At 29.4% G+C, this 21230-nt stretch carries 17 protein-coding genes; 2 read left to right on the top strand and 15 right to left on the bottom strand.

Annotation, left to right across the window (positions count from 1 at the left end; all coding sequences use genetic code 11):
* Positions 1-97: 97 nt before the first annotated feature.
* From RSA29_RS05955 to RSA29_RS05945, 3 genes are all read right to left on the bottom strand, one after another.
* A complete protein-coding gene (locus RSA29_RS05955; RefSeq protein ID WP_332660146.1) occupies positions 98-769 on the bottom strand; it encodes a peptidylprolyl isomerase in 672 nt (223 codons plus the stop codon).
* A gap of 150 nt (positions 770-919) precedes the next feature.
* Positions 920-1510, bottom strand: coding sequence for a protein kinase (locus RSA29_RS05950; RefSeq protein WP_332660148.1), 591 nt, complete (start codon positions 1508-1510; stop codon positions 920-922).
* A 69-nt stretch (positions 1511-1579) separates the two neighbouring features.
* Complete coding sequence (locus RSA29_RS05945; protein WP_332660291.1) at positions 1580-2824, bottom strand: DEAD/DEAH box helicase; 1245 nt, start codon at positions 2822-2824, stop codon at positions 1580-1582.
* Positions 2825-2941: 117 nt separating this feature from the next.
* On the opposite strand from RSA29_RS05945, the gene lexA reads away from it, so the two are divergent.
* Positions 2942-3550 (top strand): transcriptional repressor LexA, encoded by a 609-nt coding sequence (gene lexA, locus RSA29_RS05940; protein ID WP_332660150.1) that lies wholly within the window; start codon positions 2942-2944, stop codon positions 3548-3550.
* Positions 3551-3579: 29 nt separating this feature from the next.
* Here lexA and RSA29_RS05935 read toward each other — a convergent pair whose 3' ends face one another.
* From RSA29_RS05935 to RSA29_RS05905, 7 genes are all read right to left on the bottom strand, one after another.
* Complete coding sequence (locus RSA29_RS05935) at positions 3580-4860, bottom strand: methionine gamma-lyase family protein (RefSeq protein WP_332660152.1); 1281 nt, start codon at positions 4858-4860, stop codon at positions 3580-3582.
* Positions 4861-4983: 123 nt separating this feature from the next.
* The gene (miaA, locus tag RSA29_RS05930; protein ID WP_332660154.1) at positions 4984-5925 is read right to left on the bottom strand and encodes a tRNA (adenosine(37)-N6)-dimethylallyltransferase MiaA; all 942 of its coding nucleotides are present in this window, start codon (positions 5923-5925) and stop codon (positions 4984-4986) included.
* A gap of 23 nt (positions 5926-5948) precedes the next feature.
* The gene (gene mutL, locus RSA29_RS05925; protein ID WP_332660156.1) at positions 5949-7793 is read right to left on the bottom strand and encodes a DNA mismatch repair endonuclease MutL; all 1845 of its coding nucleotides are present in this window, start codon (positions 7791-7793) and stop codon (positions 5949-5951) included.
* A gap of 19 nt (positions 7794-7812) precedes the next feature.
* Positions 7813-10419, bottom strand: a complete 2607-nt coding sequence (gene mutS / locus RSA29_RS05920; protein ID WP_332660158.1) for a DNA mismatch repair protein MutS — start codon at positions 10417-10419, stop codon at positions 7813-7815.
* A 66-nt stretch (positions 10420-10485) separates the two neighbouring features.
* Positions 10486-11811 carry a tRNA (N6-isopentenyl adenosine(37)-C2)-methylthiotransferase MiaB gene (miaB, locus tag RSA29_RS05915; RefSeq protein ID WP_332660160.1) on the bottom strand — a complete coding sequence of 442 codons (1326 nt, stop codon included), beginning with the start codon at positions 11809-11811 and terminating at the stop codon, positions 10486-10488.
* A 261-nt stretch (positions 11812-12072) separates the two neighbouring features.
* Entirely contained in the window at positions 12073-12243 is a 171-nt protein-coding gene (locus tag RSA29_RS05910; protein WP_332660162.1) for a hypothetical protein, read from the bottom strand.
* 659 nt (positions 12244-12902) lie between these two features.
* Positions 12903-13469, bottom strand: a complete 567-nt coding sequence (locus RSA29_RS05905) for a hypothetical protein (protein WP_332660164.1) — start codon at positions 13467-13469, stop codon at positions 12903-12905.
* Between the two features lie 315 nt (positions 13470-13784).
* Between RSA29_RS05905 and asnB the strand changes: the two genes are divergently transcribed.
* Entirely contained in the window at positions 13785-15650 is a 1866-nt protein-coding gene (gene asnB / locus RSA29_RS05900; RefSeq protein WP_332660166.1) for an asparagine synthase (glutamine-hydrolyzing), read from the top strand.
* A 71-nt stretch (positions 15651-15721) separates the two neighbouring features.
* Here the strand turns inward: asnB and RSA29_RS05895 are convergent, their stop codons facing one another.
* The 5 genes from RSA29_RS05895 to hemB all read right to left on the bottom strand — a co-directional run bounded on the left by RSA29_RS05895 (position 15722) and on the right by hemB (position 21176).
* Entirely contained in the window at positions 15722-16192 is a 471-nt protein-coding gene (locus RSA29_RS05895; protein ID WP_332660168.1) for a hypothetical protein, read from the bottom strand.
* Between the two features lie 216 nt (positions 16193-16408).
* On the bottom strand, positions 16409-17350 hold the full coding sequence (locus RSA29_RS05890; RefSeq protein WP_332660170.1) for an SPFH domain-containing protein: 942 nt from the start codon (positions 17348-17350) through the stop codon (positions 16409-16411).
* Positions 17351-17782, bottom strand: coding sequence for an NfeD family protein (locus RSA29_RS05885; RefSeq protein WP_332660172.1), 432 nt, complete (start codon positions 17780-17782; stop codon positions 17351-17353).
* Positions 17783-18153: 371 nt separating this feature from the next.
* A complete protein-coding gene (locus RSA29_RS05880; RefSeq protein ID WP_332660174.1) occupies positions 18154-19932 on the bottom strand; it encodes an aminopeptidase P family protein in 1779 nt (592 codons plus the stop codon).
* Positions 19933-20210: 278 nt separating this feature from the next.
* Positions 20211-21176 (bottom strand): porphobilinogen synthase, encoded by a 966-nt coding sequence (hemB, locus tag RSA29_RS05875; RefSeq protein WP_332660176.1) that lies wholly within the window; start codon positions 21174-21176, stop codon positions 20211-20213.
* Positions 21177-21230 lie beyond the last annotated feature (54 nt).

Here is a 21230-nt window from a genome sequence, read left to right as displayed (position 1 = left end):
TTTTTATAAGCCGAAAAGAGTGAGCAACATAAAGGTGTATATAAACAGATATAGGTCCGATAGTTATGAAACTATCGGACCTATATTAATGGCTTTATTATTTTGTATATTTTGTTGGGGCGTTGTATTTAACTCCAAAAGTGTCCACTGTAATAGTTTTAATCTTAATATCAGTTAAAGGTTTATCACTTTTAGTTTCTGAAGCTGCAATTTTGTCCACTATATCAATACCTTCAATTACTTTTCCAAATCCAGCATAATCACCATCTAAATGTGGTGAATCTTCATGCATGATAAAAAATTGAGACCCACCTGAGTTTTTATCTTTAGCTCTAGCCATAGATATTACCCCTCTTTCGTGCAGGATACTATTCTCAAAATTGTTTTTCGAAAACTCGCCATAAATTGAATAGTCAGGTCCTCCACTTCCATTACCTGCGGGATCACCACCTTGTATCATAAATCCAGGTATTACTCTGTGAAATATTAATCCATCATAGAATTTATCATTTGCAAGAGTGATGAAGTTCCTTACAGTATTAGGAGCAATATCAGGGTACAATTCTATTTTAATAATACTGTCATCTTCTAGTTGGATTTTAACAACAGGATTTTGATCTGTTGGTTTTTTTTCAGTTTCCTTGGATAAATATAAGTTTTTATTATCCTCAGGTGTATTGGTAGGTTCTTTAGTTTGTGTTTTGCAGCCAACTAAAATCATTGACATAAACGATAGAATAAATAAACTTATAATTAACTTCTTTTTCATATTTTATCAATCCCCTTTTATATGTTTTACTTTGTAAGTGTACCATTTAGCGCTAAATAATTGAAGAATTATTTTATTATGTTCATACTAGTTTAATAAATATTAACATAAATAAAACATCTAAACCGGTATAGGCCTAGATGTTTTATATTATACAATTTCATTATGTTGTAAATAATATTTGAATTTTTCAGTCCATGACTCGTAAAGGTTTATATCTATAGAGTATAAATAATAGAAAAACTCACCTAAGCTATTTCTTTTATATATCCCTTTCATTAGATGTTGAGGATAAGGCATATATCTATCAAAATTATCTTTAGGATCAATTACCTTGATAGTGAAGTCGGATTGAACATAAAGATCCTTACAACGAATATCAAGTTTCGTATAATTCAACATTTTAAAATCTTCTATTAAATTCACTATGTTTTTAACTAATATTTTATTTAGAGGGTTATGATTTAAGTATTTATCCATACGCACACCATCAACAAATTCTCTTACAATAAAATAATCACCATAACTAAAAACATTAGGGAAAGATTTACATACACTAGAGGCTTTAAGTATTTCATATTCGGTCCTACAAACAATTTTGTCATTAAATAATTTTATAATTGTAGTTGGATTAATTTTATATACAACACCATTATTGCCTTTACCTAAAAATTCTGAAGACCTTATTATATCTTCTATTTCGTCACTGAAGTAAATTTGATTTGTAAAGTGTCTAGACATAATTCCTCCTAAATAAATAGAACTGTAATAAATTATATGCTAGATGAATTTACTATATTAGTTTTAATATTACTTTTTATTTTTGTTAGAACTAGAATTTTTTTTAAAATTACTTTTTAAGTTATTTTTATTATTAGAAGATGTAATGTTTTTCCTTGGAGTTTTAATAACCCCCATAACATCATCTAATCTCCCGTAGGATAAGGTTTTTTCGGTAATAGTAAAATTGAACTTGTTGCTGAAGTTTTTAATTTGAATAATCTCATCAGGTGAAACTATTGAAATTACAGTTCCTTTATTTTCACCACGAGCAGTTCTACCACTTCTATGAAGATATGTATTTATATCTTCCGGTAAGTCTATATTGAATATATGAGTAACTCCTGGAATATCAAGCCCTCTAGCTGATAAATCTGAAGATACTAAAAGGTTTATTTTCTCAGATTTAAAATCATTCATAGCCTTCTGTCTTTCATTTTTCATAAAGCTACCATGTATACCATCAACATTTAAACCGTGAAATTGAAGTTTAGATGTAAGGATTTGTATTTCATCTGTTTTATTTATAAATGCTATAGCCTTTCGAGGTTCTATACTTGCCATAAGCTTCCTAATAGTTAAAATTTTATCCCGTTTGTCACATACTATGTAGAGGTGTGTAATATTTGGGTTTATGGTTATATCTTCATTACATTTAACTATTTCGGGAGATTTCATAATCTCTTTACCAATTGTAATAGTTTCTTCTGTGAGAGTCGCAGAGGTCATTAGTAGTTGCCTATCTTTTAATGTTGTTTTAATAACATCTTTTACAACTTCATAATTGTTTCTATCAAGTAATTTATCACATTCATCTATTACTATAGTTTTTACAGCATGTGCAGAAATTTTCTTTAGCTTAATAAGTTCCAATATTCTTCCTGGTGAACCAATCACAAATTGAGGTTTATCTTTTAGTTTTTCAACTTGTCTTTTTATATTCACGTCACCCATAATAACGATTGATTTAATATTAAGACTAGATTTTTCAGCTAAATTACTTAATACGTCATTTACTTGTAATGCTAACTCGTGAGTTGGTACTAATACTATGAATTGATTTTCACGTTTATCATAGTTAATTTTTTCAATTAAAGGTAGCAGATAAGCTAGAGTTTTACCACTTCCAGTTTCACTTTGCATCATTATATCTAAGTTTTGGGTAATTTTTTCTATGGACATTTCTTGTATTCTAGTTGGCATAATTATATTTAATTGCTTTAATGAATTAATTATATTGCAATTGATTCCTAGTTCTTGAAAGTTTTTCATAATTTCATCTCCAATTTTAAATTATATAAAAATTAATAAGTAATTAAGTCAAATAGCAGAACAGAGGTTTGATATTTGACATTCTATATGGTATAATTATCTAGATTGAGAGGTGTTTTGATGATTGACATTAAAAGTAGTAAACAATCTGAGATTTATGAATTTATAAAGAATCAAGTTAATGCTAAAGGCTATCCACCTTCAGTTAGAGAAATATGTGAAGCTGTAAATCTAAGTTCAACATCTACGGTTCACGGCCACCTTACTAGGCTTGAAAAAAAGGGATTAATAAGACGTGACCCTACAAAACCGAGAGCTATTGAATTATTACAAGAACCACATAAGAGAAAAGAAATGATTGACATTCCTATTGTGGGGAAAGTTACAGCCGGTATACCAATTCTTGCAGAAGAAAGTATAGAAGATTATTTAACAATACCTCTAGACTTTATAAAAAGCACTAATGAATTATTCATACTCAAGGTACAAGGTGATAGTATGATTGAAGCTGGTATACATGATAAAGATCTAGCTATAATAGAGAAAACTTCAGTTGCTATAAATGGAGATATTATAGTAGCACTAATAGGAAATGAAGCTACTATAAAAAGGTTTTTCAAAGAAGATGGATACATTAGACTACAACCTGAAAATTCTACTATGGAACCAATCATTGTAGATGACTGTAAGGTATTAGGTAAACTATCAGGAATTTATAGAAAATATTAAGAAGCTAATTATAGCTTCTTAATTTTTTTTTATGATAATATTTTTGAAATTGCAATCAAAACTCCAGTTTTACCATGGTCAAAAGTTAATCCACCTTGAAGGTATGCAATGTATGGTTCTCTAATTGGTGCATCTGCAGATAACTCTATAGATGAGCCTTGAATAAAGGCCCCAGCAGCCATAATCACTTCATCCTCATACCCAGGCATAGCCCATGGTTCACATTCTACAAATGAGTCAATTGGAGATCCAGCTTGTATGCCCTTGCAAAAGTTGATTAGCTTATCTTTATCATTAAATTTTATAGCTTGTATAATATCACTTCTCTTAGTGTCATACTTAGGTAGAACATCGAATCCCAATAAATCCATTATCCTTGAACAAAAAATTGCTGTTTTAACAGCTTCTACAGCTACATGCGGTGCTAAAAATAACCCTTGATATAAGCTCCTCATTACCCCGAAAGTAGAACCACATTCCCCGCCTATTCCAGGAATAGTTAATCTATAGGCAGCTTGAGTCACAAATAGTTCTTTACCAGCAATATATCCGCCAGTTGGAGCGATTCCACCACCTATGTTTTTTATTAGTGATCCTGCAATTAAATCTGCACCTACATCGGTTGGTTCAATGGTATCAATAAATTCCCCATAACAATTATCTACAAAACATATAGCAGTACTAATTTCTTTAACTGCGTCTATTATAATTTGTATTTCTTCAACTAATAATGCATTTCTCCATCCATATCCTGTAGATCTTTGGATATGTACCATTTTAATAGTTTTATCTTCTCTCAACACCTGTTGCATTTTAGATATATCAACTTTTCCATCTTTAGTAAGTTCTAGTTGTTTGTAATTTACACCGTACTCTTTTAAAGAACCGATATTTGTATCTTTTGTTATGCCTATTATATTATGTAAAGTATCGTAAGGAGACCCACAAACACTAAGCATCGTATCTCCTGGACGAAGATTTCCAAATAAAGCACACCCAATTGCATGAGTTCCATTTACAAAGTGTGGTCGCACCAATGCAGCTTCGGTGTTGAAGATTCTTGCAAAAACTTTATCTAAAGTATCTCTTCCGATATCTCCATATCCATATCCACTTGAATTAGTAAAATGCATATCACTTACTCTTTCTGCTTGTAGTGCATTTAAAACTTTAAGTTGGTTATATTCACGAATATTATCCATTATTAGAAACTGTTCTTGTATGTCTTCTATTGCCTGCTCTGAAACTTTAAAAACATCTTCATTTATCTTAAAGTTATTTATTAAAAACTCTTTAGTTATATCTATCATAAAACTCTCTCCTTAAATACAAAATAACATAATAATACTATCATAGCTGTAGATATTAAGCAAATAGAACATACTATTCAACTGCTATGATAGTATAAAAATAAGATTATAATTCAAAGGAGATTAGCGTAATGAATGTTTTTCTTTAAAATCATTAACTATAAACTCGGCTATTTCATTGTCATCTATAAAATTATCTTTATTAATCCAAATAACTCTAGGATCTTTCCTAAACCATGTAAGTTGTCTTTTGGCATAGTTCCGGCTAAACTGCTTTATATTTTCAATCGCTTTATCTAATGAAATATCACCTTGTAAATATTCTAGTAATTCTTTATAACCTATGCCCTTCATTGATTGCATATCTTTAGTATATCCACCTTCTGATAACTTAATAACTTCATTTAGAAGTCCCTTTTCTATCATAATATCTACTCTTTTATTAATTCTTTCATATAACTTTGATCTATCCATATTTAAAACGTAGTAATTAACATTGTAAGGAATATTATATATATCATCATTTTTAGTAGCTTCAGATAGTGGAACTCCAGTTACTTTATACACTTCTAGAGCTCTAATAACCCTTTTAAGATCATTTGGATATAACTTATTATAACTAACTTCATCTATGGGCTTAAGCAGGTTATGCACGTATTCTACGCCTTTATCTAAAGCTACAGCTTCTAGTTCGCTACGATAAATTTCATCTTTACTGGTTTCAGCAAAGCTATAATTATAAATTAATGAATTAATATAAAGTCCAGTTCCGCCGACAACCATTGGGAGATGATTTCTTGACCATATTTCTTCAATGTTATTTTTAGCAATATTGCTATATTCTGCAACACTAAAATTTTCTGAAGGGTCTAAAAGGTCTAAAAGGTGATGTTCAATTCCTTTCATATCTTCTAAGCCTATCTTAGCTGAACCAATATCCATCTTTTTATATATCTGCATTGAATCTGCTGATATAATTTCTCCATTTAATTTTTTAGCAATATTTATAGATATATCCGTTTTACCAATGCCGGTAGGACCAGCTAGTATAAATAAGTCATTCATGTTGTAACCCCTTCTTCTAAATGTTAGATTCTTTTAAAACTTTTTTCGATTTCTTTTAATGAGTATTTAATTATTGTAGGTCTTCCATGTGGACAGGTAAAAGGTTCATCTATAAACCGTAACTCATCTAATAGAGATAAGATTTCTATATCAGACAGCTTATCGTTTGCCTTTACTGCAGCTTTGCAAGCAAGTGATGCAATTTTATTATACTTTACATCTACAGTAAGACCACTTCCCATAGTCCTTATGTTATCAATAATATCGTGGAATAGATTATTGATATGAGGTTTACCTAAAAATAATGGAACCTCTCTTACTAGAACATCGTTTTCACCAAAGTCTTCTACTATAAATCCAGCGGATTTAAAAATACATTCATTATCCTTATATATAGCATACTCTTCGAATGTGAGAGGTATAATTGCTGGTATAGCTAAGATTTGACTTGCAACTGTAAGATTCCCTATGTTTTTCCTGTATTTCTCAAATAAAATCTTTTCATGGGCAGCATGTTGATCAATTAGATAAATTTCATCTAAATATTCTCCAATAACATAACTGTTGAAGCACTGTCCAATAAGCTTTATCTTTGGAAACTTAGGCAAAATCTCTTGATTATACTCTGAATATATAGTTTTATTTGATATATAATTATTATCATTAAAACATTCTTTGTTATATATCTTACTATCCGCATTTGAAGAAAAATCTATTATGGAATCTTTAATATATAATGCAGGCTCATGGTTTTTTAAAGATTCATCATTATTCATATATCCTAATTGCGTAGATGAATAATGATGCTCTTTTACTTGTGAAGTCTCTAAAACTATAGGTTTAGCATCAATAGCTTCATTGATAACAAAATTTTTCTTTAAGCTTTCCTTTAAAGCATTATGTACACCATCAAATACAGTCTTAAATAATACTCGTTCTTCCAAAAATTTAATTTCTGCCTTTGATGGATGTACATTAGGGTCAATAAATTCAGGGAATATATCTATATATATAGTGAAAAATGGAAACTTATTGACCATTATAAAAGATTTAAATGCATTTTCAACTGCAGCAGTTATTAATGAACTTTTAATAAGTCTCTTGTTTACAAATATACTTTGTCTATTTCTACTTCCCCTGCTTATACTTTCTTTCCCTATATATCCGTGTACAGACAATATATCACTGTGATTCTCTATTGGTATAATATTATCATAAACTTCTTTTCCATATAGTATCCTAATTGTTTTATTAAGTTCACTTTCTCCGAAAGTTTTAAGTGTCTGTTTTCCATCATTAATTAATGTAATAGATGTATTATAACTCCCAAGGGCTAATTTTAAAACTAAATCATTAATAATAGATTTTTCTCTCTGCGGTGATTTCAAAAATTTTTGTCTTGCTGGTGTATTGAAAAAAAGATCATTAATTTCAATCTCTGTTCCTAGATTACATCCAATCTCATTTTCATAAATAACATTGCCACCTTCTATTGATATTTCTTTACCAATATCGTAATCTGATGTTCTAGACTTAAGTTTAACTTTTGATACTGAAGCTATACTTGCAAGTGCTTCCCCTCTGAACCCAAATGACTGTATCCCATATATGTCATCTATGCTAGAAATTTTACTAGTTCCATGAGGTAAAAAGGCTTTGGAAATATCATCAGGATGAATACCACTACCATCATCTATTATTCTAATTAGTTTATTACCACTTTCTTCGATTTCAATATTAATATTATTGCTATTGGCATCTAGGCTATTTTCAACTAATTCTTTAACCACAGAACTAGCCCTTTCAACAACCTCTCCAGCGGCTATTTGATTGGCAGTGTTTTCAGATAATAGATTAATTCTTCTCATAGTACACCTACCTTAATTATTATATTTTTTTTGCCTTGCCTATTATTTCATAAAGTTTGTTGAATCCATCCATAAGTGTTAAATTTAGAACATCTATAGATTTTATTTCTTCAACTAAGTTCTGTATTTCAATATCATCAAACCCTATTTGGGTTAAACTTACTTCTCGCTCTGCAGTTGGCATTGGCAACTCCATTACCTTAGTAGGATGTTCTATGGTAGATGAATTCGCTTCTAATGTATGAAGTATCTCTCTTGCTCTAGATATGACAGCTTTAGGCAATCCAGCTAATTTAGCAACTTCTATACCATAAGATTCATCTGCACCACCACGTATAATTTTACGTAAAAATATTATATTATTATCAACTTTTTTAGCAGAAATAGAATAGTTTTTTACACCTGGTATTTCACCCTCTAATTTAGTTAATTCATGATAATGTGTGGCAAATAGGGTTTTGCATTTAATATTTGAAATTTTGCATATATACTCAATTACTGACCAGGCGATGCTAAGTCCGTCGTAAGTACTGGTACCTCTACCAACTTCATCTAGAAGGACTAAACTTTTACTAGTAGCATTCTTTAAAATGTTAGACACTTCCCACATCTCAACCATGAATGTACTTTTACCACCAGCTAAATCATCAGAAGCTCCAATACGAGTGAATATTTTATCACAAATTGAAATGTTAGCTTCTTTAGCTGGTACAAATGATCCAATTTGAGCCATTAACGTAATTAAGGCTACTTGCCTCATATATGTTGACTTACCAGCCATATTAGGTCCTGTGATTAACATAAGTCTATTGTGATCTAAATCAAGATCTGTATCATTAGATATAAATGTATTTGATTTGGTAAGGGTTTCTACAACAGGATGTCGTCCATCAGCTATTGTGATTACACCATTGTTATTAATAGATGGTTTAACATAATTATTATTCTTTGCAACCGTGGCTAATGACCATATACAGTCAATTTCTGATATTAATTTAGCAGTTAATTTCATTCTATTAATATTAGATTCTAGTTTTTCTCTAATCTCTGTAAATATAGTATATTCTAACGCTATTAGCTTTTCTTCAGCACCTAGAATTTTATCTTCAACCTCTTTAAGTTCAGGGGTTATATATCTTTCAGCATTAGATAAGGTCTGTTTTCTAATATATCTTCCATCAGGAACTAGAGCTAAGTTTGACTTTGTAATTTCTATAAAATATCCAAAAACTTTATTATAAGATATTTTCAAAGATTTTATACCAGTAGAAACTCTTTCCTGACTTTCTAAGTTAGCAAGCCATCGTTTCCCATTGGTTTTACTTTCTCTTAATTCATCAACTATATTATTATATCCACTTTTAATTATATTACCTTCTTTTACCGAAATTGAAGGCTCATCCATTATAGCTTTTTCTAAGAATTCATGGATATCACTTAGTTCATCTATATTGTTATATATATGTACCATCAAAGGACTCTTAAGTTGCGAAATTATAGCTCTAACCCCTGGAATCTTAGACAAAGAATTTTTTAGTGCTACAAGTTCTCTAGCGTTTATTGCTGTAGAACTTATTTTGCCTACAAGTCTTTCAATATCATAAATACTTTTTAGTGCCTCTTTCAAATCTTCCAATACAATTAAATCATTTACAAATTCTGATATAGCACTTTGTCTGTTTATGATATCTTTTTCTATTATTAATGGCTCTTCAATCCATTTTCTAATACGTCTACCTCCCATGGAAGTATTTGTTTTATCAATTACAGATAATAAAGTTCCCTTTTTACCTTTATCTCGCAAATTTTCTACTAACTCTAGATTTTTTCTTGAATTAATATCAATAGTCATATACGTAGATATATTATATAGTTCTATATTGCTTATGTGGGCTAATGAATTTTTTTGGGTTTCTTTTATATATCTAACTAATCCATTACAAACTTTAATAGTTGTATCTGATAATCCAGTATTCTTAAAATTTAAAAATTGGTTCTCAAGATCTAAAGTATCTACATTAAAGTTGGAATTTGAAAAATGTGATATGTAAAATGTGCTTCTATTATTAAGTTCCTGTAAAAGTTCATCACTTAATTCTTCTGAAATTACTATTTCACGTGGATTAAATTTGCAAATTTCATCGATAATTAGGTTAGTATTATAATTACATTCTGTAGTATAAAATTCACCTGTAGAAATATCACAGAATGCCAATGATATAATATTATCTTCAACATATATACTTGCGGTATAACTATTTTGATTATCATCTAAGTAAGAGTCTTCAGTATATGTGCCTGGGGTATATACCTTAACTACATCACGTTTAACAATACCTTTCGCTGCAGAAACATCTTCAACTTGTTCACATATAGCTACCTTAAACCCCTTAGATATAAGCGACCCTATATAGTTTTTAGCTGCATGATATGGAATGCCGCACATTGGGGCTCTTTCATCAAGCCCACAGTCTCTACCTGTCAACGTAAGTTCTAGTTCCTTTGAAGCTGTTTTTGCATCATCAAAAAACATTTCATAAAAGTCACCCAGTCTGAAAAATAAAATACATTCTTTGTATCTATCTTTAATTTGAAAGTATTGTTGCATCATTGGAGTTAATGCCATTTTTATATCTCTCCTTTAAGTTAAGCTATAAGTTAAGTTATTTGAAAAAAAGCGACATTGTCGCTTTTATACCTCTTCTCCAATTAGAGAGAAGGAATTTGCCTTAGTAATTTTAACATTGACTAATTTCCCTATGTTTGATCTGCTTCCTGTAAAGTTAACAAGTTTACTAGTTCTAGTTCTGCCTGACAGTTTAGTATCATCATTTTTACTTTCACCCTCTACTAAAACTTCAACTATGCGGCCATCATAAATCTTATTCTTTTTAGCACAAATTTCATTTACAGCCTTAATTAATCGGTTAAACCTATCCTTTTTTATTTTTTCATCTATCTGGTCAAACATCATATCAGCTGGTGTTCCATTTCGTTTTGAATACAGATAAGTAAATGCAGAATCGTACTCTACTTCTTTAACTAGACTTAGTGTATCAAGGAAATCCTCTTCTGTTTCACCAGGAAAACCTATAATTATATCAGTGGTTAGAGTTACATTAGGAATTCTATCTTTAATTTTTTTAACCAATTCTACATATTGATCTCTATCATAATGTCTGTTCATCTTTTTTAATATTCTCGAAGATCCTGATTGTACAGGAAGGTGTATAGATTCACACAGTTTTTCACCGGCTGCAATTGCATCAATGACTTCATCACTTAAATCTTTTGGGTGTGATGTCATAAACCTTACCCTGTCTAATCCATCTATTGTATTTATTTTTCTTAGAAGCTCTGCGAAGTTAATATCCTCTTCTAATCCTTTGCCGTATGAATTTACATTTTGTCCAAGAAGGGTAATCTCTCTATATCCGTCTTTAACCATGGATTCAATTTCTTTAATAATTTCACTAGAATTTCTGCTTCGTTCACGACCTCTAACATGAGGTACAATGCAGTAAGTACAGAAGTTGTTGCATCCATACATTATAGTTACAAATCCTTTTATTGTACTGGCTCTATCGATAATTGCCCCTTCAATTATATCCGCTTCTTTATCCCATATCTCTACGATAGGTCTTTCCCCACCTAAAACACGACCTAGATATTCAGTAAATTTATATGCGTTATGAGTTCCAATGATAATATCTACAAAAGGAAATTTAGTAATAATCTTTTCAGCCATACCATCTTGTTGCATCATACACCCTGTTACAGCAATTACTTTTTTAGGATTATCTTTCTTCATTTTTTTTAAAGCACCAAGATTTCCATCAACTTTTTGCTCAGCATTTTCTCTAACACAACAAGTATTAAATATTATTATATCAGCCTCTTCTTTAGAAGTAGTTCTAGTATGTCCAAGTGGCTTTAATCCACCAGACAACTTCTCCGAATCCTCTTCATTCATTTGGCATCCCCATGTTTCTATATAGTATTTTAAATTTTTATTCATTGAGCAAATCTCCTTTATTAAAAGATAGGTAATATATTAATTAACAATTTAATATTATACCATATTAAATTAATTAAATAAATATGGTTGTAGCATTCCGTTAATTTAAACTCCTGTTATACTCTAATATTAACTTAATTATTTTAATGAGGCTACCTTTAAATAATTAAGTTATAAAATAGTTTTATATGCTGTAAAAAAGGGTTAATACCGTTTTCACGATATTAACCCTTTTTTACAACATATACTTTAATAAATTAACTACCACTTATCATCATAACTAATAGGCTTAGCTTTTTTATCTGACGTTTTAGCCTTACCTTGCAATTCAGGTACTGGATGGGTTTGATTTTTAGGGAAATGATTATGTTTATTACTCTCAGTACCATGAGATTCAGTTATACCTGGTCGTTTCATTCCTGCCTTTGCCATGATATTACCTCCTAGTTGATTCATCAGACTTAGTTTAATCAATAAAATATATTTTATACATTTAAAAAATAATATATAGGAATAAACACAATATAAAAATACAATGGTTTAGTTAATTTAATAACTAAACCATTGTATTAAAGTTTAACTATGGATATTAACCACAACTACTGCAACTTGAACAACCTCCACCATCAGGTGTGTTTTCAGGTTCTATAGAGAAACCACCTCTACCATTTTCTTCTCCACAAAGAATTGTAAGAGCGCCAAATTGGTCTGTAACTGATTTATCTACTAAGAAAGTTAAGTTTTCTACAACTTCTGTATTATCAGTATCTTTTTTGTCATCTAAAACTAGATTAAAAGTTGGGCCGCCTCATCCCATACCTGCAAAATGTATTCTTACTGTATCTGATGTAACTTCATTATCTTTCAGAAATTGTAAAAATTCAACAGTAGCTTTTTCACTTATTTTAACTATTGCCATATGATTTACCTCGTTTCTTATTATCAATTTATTGACTATACCTATACTATGTGAAAATAATAAGATATTTATCCCATAAATATTATATTAATAGCACAATATATTTATATAATATCATAGCAACTAATAGTGTCAATATATCAGCTTCTTATTTTTAATAAATTTTAATAATTTATGCGAGATTACTATTTACATTGAAATTTTCAATTGGAATAATATCATTTCCAAACATACGGTAATCATGATAATCATATGACATTTTCATAATAGTTTCATTTACATATTTTCCTCTGTTAATATACTCAAGAAAATCATAGCAAGTTAGCATATTAATTTGAAATTCTTCACATGTATAAGATAAATCCTTAAGAAATTCTGAAAAATTGTCAGAGTAGGATGATTTTAATAACTTAGAACTATCAAATATAAAATTAATTCCTAAAAATCCGTTTTTTATAGATTTCAGCTTTATGTTAGCCATTTTTGCGGGTAATGATAAAATTTCTACATTTTCTAATTTATTATTTGCAATTAAATCAGGAATATCGATTGACTTTACCATATCTTTTTCATCTTCATTTAGATTGCTTAGAAGCAAATTTGTAATACTATTATCTACATACAAATATACACAGGTATTAGATTGAACTTGTTGCTTAACATATTTATACAAATTCATTACTAAATGATCCTCACCATAGTAATAAAAGCATATATTTTTACCATATAAATTATCCATATAATCTCTCCTTGATTAAATTTAACATTTATTTACAAATGATATTATTCGATTTTTATGTAAAATTACCTTTAATTACCATATAATATTTTGCGTTAAAAATATACATTTTTTTACATAAAATTAGTGGACATCTAATTATTTCAAAACTTATCCAAGTTATATAACTTTTAATGTAGAAATATGCTATACTATGTGATATAAATAAAAATGTTAGCATCTATAAATTATAATCAACTACTGATATATTGATTATAATTTATAGATACTGTAAAATATTACTTATATATATATTGACACTAAGGAGGATTAGCAATGTGCGGATTTGTAACGTTTTTTAGTAACTCTACAATTTTAGAGGAAAGCAAGGAAGTTCTTCGTGACATGAGAAGAACTATTGAACATAGAGGGCCAACTCAAGATGGTGAGTATATGGATGAAAATGTTTATTTAGGATTTAAAAGGCTAAGTATTTTGGATTTGGAGAATGGCATTCAACCATATTCATTTAATAATGAATTAGAGATTGTATTTAATGGCGAAATTTATAATTATATTTATTTGCGAGATGAACTTATAAAAGAAGGATATAACTTTACTACTAATTCAGAAGTTGAAGTTATTGCTACACTTTATACTCATTTAGGTGATAAGTTTGTAGAAAAACTTAGAGGTATGTTTTCATTTATAATTTGGGATAAAAAGAAAAATACCATTTTAGGCGCAAGAGACCCTTTTGGTATTAAACCTTTTTACTATATAGAAAATGAGAGTGGTCTTTATGTTGCATCTGAGTTAAAAAGTTTTCATGCAAATCCCAATAGTTCATGTACTGAAATTGATAATGGAGCACTTCATGACTATCTTACATTTCAGTTTGTTCCTGAACCAAAAACTTTGCTCAAAGATGTTAAAGTTTTAAAACCAGGGCATACAATAAAAAAAGTATTAGGTGAGAAACATGAGATTAATTGCTATTATACAATAAAATTTAATCCAACACCTGGATCAAAAGATGAAAAAATGGAAGAAATCCGTAATGTAATGGAGGATTCTGTAAGACTTCATATGCAATCAGAGGTTCCAATAGCTTCGTTTTTATCAGGAGGAATAGACTCAACAGTAGTAACTGCTTTAGCTAAAAAACATATGCCAGATTTAAAGACATTTACTATAGGTTTTGATAGAAATGGATACAGTGAAATTGATTTAGCAAGAGAAACTGCTGATAAATTGGGGCTAGAGAATATTAACACTATGATTTCTCATGAGGAATTTGCCAATGAATTACCAAAAATTATATGGCATATGGATGAACCAGTAGCAGATCCTGCTGCAATTCCACTTTATTTTATTGCTAAAGAAGCGGCTAAACACGTTACTGTAATATTGTCTGGTGAAGGTGCAGATGAAGTGTTTGGTGGTTATACAATATATCATGAGCCAAATTCTTTAAAGATGTTTGATTATGTACCAGGATTCTTAAAGAAAGCTCTAAAATCAGGTGCATCTTTTGTTCCACAGGGTACAAAAGGTAAAAGTTTTATTGAAAGAGGTTGCACTCCAATGAGAGAAAGATATGTTGGAAATGCAAATATTTTCACAGATCTTGAAAAACCTAATGTGCTTAATAAGTTTGAATCAAAATATACTATTAAAAGTGCTATGAATGACATATATGATAGGGCATCTAATTATGATCCTATAACGCAAATGCAATTTGTAGATTTTAATACATGGCTTACTGGGGATATATTAGTTAAAGCGGATAGAATGACTATGGCACATTCTTTAGAACTTAGAGTACCATTCCTTGATAAGGAAGTATTTAGAGTTGCATCTAAACTTACGCCAGATGAAAAAATTAATGGCCATGTTACTAAGTACTTATTAAGAGAAGCATTTAAGTCAGAATTACCATTCTTAACTGCAATGGATAGGAAGAAACTTGGTTATCCAGTACCAATAAGACTTTGGCTTAAAGATGAATTATATGATTGGGCTATGAACATAATAAAAGATAGTAATGCAGATGAATATATAAATAAACAGGCTGCAATTAAAATGCTTGAAGACCATAGAACAGGACCATTTGATTTAAGTAGAAAAATTTGGACAATACTTATATTCTTAATATGGTATAAAATATATATAGAGAAAGAAGCTCCTTTCTTAACATAAAATATAAAGAGATAGAATTCCATAGGGAGTTCTATCTCTTTTACAATTACAATTGTATAAAAAACTTACATTTATACAATTGTAATATTATTATTTTCTAACCATTTTACTAAATAATTATACAAAAATTCATCTCTAAAAATATAAAAATCATCCAATTTATTATTATTAACTAATGATTTATTAAAAGTCAAAAATGAATTACTCCAATCTACGTCCGCTATAATTTTGGTTCTAATATCATCCGCAAGCGTTTCTAAGAATTGTTTCATAGAGGATATAAGTACGTTATCTTCTATAAGAGGAATATATAAATATTTGTCATCATAATTCATAACTATATCTTGAGCCTCATGTGCAAGTTCTATCTCCCAACTTTCAAGGCAACTAAACTTAGATTCATCCTCTAAAGCCTCAATAATGCCTTGAGGTATATATGACAGTTCACCATTATTAAGGTTGATATAGCATTCACCATCTCCCCTAGTTTCTGTTAAGCTTAATTCTAATAGTAATTCAAGATCAACTTGTAATTTTTTCATAACTTATTACCTACCTTTAATGTTTCTAGTACATACAATAAATATTAAATATTAAAAATTATTTTTAAGATCTATTGTATAATATATTTTCCATTATAAATATGAGTATATGTTATTTAACGATGTTTTACAATAGATTTTGTGCATCATAACAATTCAAAGATTATATAAAATATAATAAAATGCCTACTAAGTATGAACTTAATAGGCATTTCATTATTTATTCATTTTTAACACTTCTGATATGGCAGCTATACTACCCAAAGAAGATAAGCTCTCCATAGGAAGTATTAATTTATTAGCTGGATTCATTGAAAGCTCTTTTAATGCTTCAACTTGTTTAAGTGCTACAACTGTTGAATTTGTTCCGGAATCTATAATTGATTTATTAACTTTTTCTATCGCTAGAGCCTCTGCTGTTGAAATTATATCAATTGCTTTAGCTTTACCTTCTGCTTCTAAAAGTTGAGATTCTCTAAGGCCTTCAGCTCTCCTAATATTTGCTTCTTTTTCGGCTTCAGCATGAAGTATTTTAGATTGTTTTTGGCCTTCCGCAATAGATATTGCACTTTGTCGTTCCCCTTCAGCATTAAGTATAGCGGCTCTCTTGCTTCTCTCTGCTTTCATTTGTTTTTCCATTGCTTCTTGAATTTCAGTAGGTGGGACTATATTTTTAATCTCTACAGATAATAGTTTTATTCCATATGCATCTGTAACATTATCTACTATTTGTAGTAGTTTAGAGTTAATCATATCTCTGCCTGCTAAAGCCTCGTCTAAACTCATATCACCTAATATGTTTCTCATATTTGTTATTGTTGAATACATTATACCTTGAACATAATTTTCTATATTATAAACTGCATCTTTAGCATTTAAAACCTGATAAAATATAACATTATCAACTGAAATATTAACATTATCTTTAGTTATAACATTTTGTGGTGGAATATCAAGTATTTGTTGTTTGACAGAAACCTTTCTTCGTACAAAGTCAACGAAAGGAATTGTTAGGTGCCAACCTGGCTCTAATATCTTATAAAACTGTCCAAATCTTTCTAATACATAATTTGATCCCGTATTGACTACTTTAACCGATGAAATTAATATTATCAATATGACAAATAATATTACTAAAATACCAATAACTAATTGCATTTAAACATCTCCCCTTTTTATTATTAATTTATTGTTTTCAATTTTTAATACTTTGAATGTATCTCCAATCCCTATGTCATCTCCTACATTTCTAGCAGTCCAATAAACTTCTTTAACTTTAATTCTACACTCTTTATTACTACTTAGATTAACATCAGATGTAAATTCTCTATTTTCATAGTTGCCAACTAAAGGCTTTTCAATTGGTAAATTTACATTAACATATTTTTTAGAAAATCTTAATCCAAATATTATTGCCATAGTACCAATAATTAAAGCAATCCACACTTGAATAGTAAAGTTAACAAAGTACCCAGCTATGAAAGCAGGTATAAAACCTAAACCTAACCAAGAAAAAGTAAAGCTACTGGTTGTTACGTCAATCACAATTACAAAAATAAGTAATCCAAACCAAATCCAATTCAAATCCAATTAATACCACCTCCTATAAGTGTATAATTAATATATTAATTATACCACATATTAGTAAATCTTTTAATTTTTTATTAAAACAATTTAGTAGTATTTTTTAGCACATTTATACGTATATATATTATAGTCATACATTTTATATTTTGGAGGTATGAATACATGGAATATCATAATTATAAGATAAATTATATTTTAATAGGAATGTTATTAATAATACTCTCTGGAATAGTAAAAATGCTTTGAATTTAATAACTATGATTTCAATTTGTATAACTAAGAAGGTGAAATATAAAGGATTTCTATTTCTATACAAAAATAAATAAATGTCCTCCTAATATTTATTTAGGAGGACATTCGTTTATTTATAATAATCAGATAGCTCTAGTTTCATGTTTTAAAAATATTCTTTCATTTTCATTTAGATAAGGTGATAAAAGAATATAAACTTCTTTATGATATTGATTTAAAAAATTTCTTTCCTCTGCGGACAACATTTCGACAACTATTCCTTCTAAATCTATCGGACAGAATGTAGCAACTTCAAATTTCATAAATTGACCACCATATTCTGTTAGTTCATCTTTTACAACAAATAATAAATTTTCTATTCTTATACCATGTTTACCTTCTTTATATATTCCAGGTTCATTCGTCAAATTCATACCTGCTTCTAGTCTTATATTTGATGGAACTTGTGAGAATCCTTGTGGACCTTCATGAATATTTAAGAAAAATCCAACTCCATGACCAGTTCCACACTTGTAGTCTATGCCTTCATTCCAAAGAGGCATTCTTGCAACTATATCTAAATTAGAACCAGTTGCACCATATAAAAATTTCAACATTGTAAGATCTAAATTACCTTTTAATACTAAAGTGAAATCTTTTTTTTCTTCTGCGGATAATTTTCCTAGTACTATTGTTCTAGTTATATCTGTAGTGCCATCATAATACTGACCACCTGAATCTACAAGAAATAAGCCCTCTGGTTTTAATGTGTATTCGGTTTCAGGTGACGCACTATAATGCATCATAGCTGCATGATCTTTATATCCGGCTATTGTTGTAAAACTAGGTTCAACAAAATATTCTTGTTCTTGTCTAAGTTTAGTTAGTACCTCTGTAGCAGAAGTCTCAGTTATAGTTTCTTTGCCTATGTTTTCCTTTATATATTTTATGAACTTCACCATTGCAACACCATCTCTGATTGTACAATTTCTAAAGTTGGCTATTTCCACATCATTTTTTATTGCTTTTAAGTCTGTTGTTAAGTTTCTTTTCTCTACTTTATTCATAGTTTTATCGATAGAGTTTAATATTTTAACATTTGTTTTATTCGGGTCAAATATTATAGAACTATTTTTAAGTTCCTTCAATCTATCAAAAACTTTATTATAATCATTTACTTTTACTGAAACCTGTTCTAATGAAGAAATTATTTCTGGAGTGACCTTTATACTATCTATAAATAGTTCTGAATAATCCATTCCAATTAGCAGATATGAAATAGTTACTGGATTATTAGATACATCGCTACCTCTAATATTTAGAGTCCATGCAATATCATCTAGTGAACTTAAAATATAATAAGATGATCCGGTCTCTTTCATCTTTGTTCTTACTAAATCAATTTTTTCAATTGCTGATTTGCCTGCAAACTTAATATCATAAAGGAAAACCTTAGATTTAGGCATTTCAGGCCTGTCACTCCAAAGTGGTAAAATTAAATCTTTTTCCGAATTAATGTTAATACATTTAGTTTTAAAGGCTTCTTCCATTAATTTCAATGTATTTACTGGAAGGACAGCACCATCAAATCCAACTACATCCCCGTTGTTTAATTCTTCTTTTAAGAATTCAATGTAAGTTGGAACATTTATTTGACCCATTTTATATAATTCAATTCCCGTTCCTTCTATCTGTCTTTCTGCTTGAATGTAATAACGTCCATCTGTCCAAAGTATTGCCCTATCAAGGGTTACAACCACTGTACCAGCAGAACCAGTGAATCCAGAAATCCATGCTCTTGCTTTAAAATATTCAGATACATATTCACTTTGATGAGAGTCAAAACTTGGAATAATATAAGCGTTTATTCCATTTTCCTTCATGCTACTTCTAAGACCTTCAATTTTTTCTATAACATTCATTTTTATCCCCCTATTTATATTAAATTTATATACACCCTTATTATACCTACTTATTTTAAGTTCTTCAACAATTATATTTTACTAGTATGAATATATATATACTTAAATTCATTTTTGTAAAAATACACACTAGACTTTTGGTAAAATAACTTTTTAATGCTAATTATTAATATATAAATATAAAAACCATTCAAATAATTAAAATATATCTTTTACAGATGATTTCAATTATTTGAATGGCCATTTGATTATATGTCTATATAACTGTTATAAATTTATTACTCCTTAATCCATCTGCTTGCTTCTAATGCATAATAGGTAATTATCATTTTTGCACCAGCTCTTTTTATTGATGTTAACATTTCTAAGGCAGTTCTTTTTTCATCTATAAGCCCATTTTCTCCAGCATTCTTAATCAATGCATATTCACCACTAACACTATATGCTGCTATAGGCATGTTAAATGTCATGCTAGCCTCTTTGATTACATCTAAGTATAGCATTGCCGGTTTAACCATTACTATGTCTGCTCCCTCTTCAATATCAGCAGCAATCTCACGCATTGATTCCTTTCCATTAGCAGGATCCATTTGATAAGTACTTCTATCTCCAAATTGTGGTGCTGAGTTAGCAGCAGCTCTAAATGGACCATACAAAGCCGAGCTATATTTAGCACTATAACTCATAATTGAAATATGGCAATATCCATTTTCATCTAGTAAATCTCTTATTGCTTTAACTCTTCCATCCATCATATCTGATGGTGCAACCATATCTGCACCTGCAATTACATGAGATAATGCAATTTTAGCCATATATTTTATTGTCTCATCGTTTTCAACTCTTTGGTTTTTTATAATGCCGCAATGTCCATGAGATGTGTATTGGCACATACATACATCAGTAATAACAAATAAGTCTTTTGCTACTTCTTTAACCTTTTTTATAGCCCTTTGAACAATTCCATCATGATGAAACGCAGAGGTAGCAATCTCATCTTTTTCTTCAGGTAGTCCAAATAAAATAATTCCCTTAACCCCTGTATCCTGCACTTCTTTAATTACCTCGGGTAATCTATCTATTGACCAATGATAATTTCCCTTAAGGGATGATATTTCTTGTTTTATATTTTCACCCTCAACTACAAAAATAGGATATATAAAATCATTTGGATTTAAAACAGTTTCACGCACCATATCTCTTATAGCACTTGTTTCTCTTAGCCTTCTATATCTTTTAAACATTATAAACACAATCCTTTACTTTAGTCGTTACCATTTTAAAATAACATCCATATT

The sequence above is a fragment of the Clostridium sp. genome (assembly GCF_036660475.1).
Lineage (GTDB): Bacteria > Bacillota > Clostridia > Clostridiales > Clostridiaceae > Clostridium_J.
Note: the sequence above shows the minus strand (reverse complement) of the source record. Positions and strands in the feature narration are given on the sequence as shown.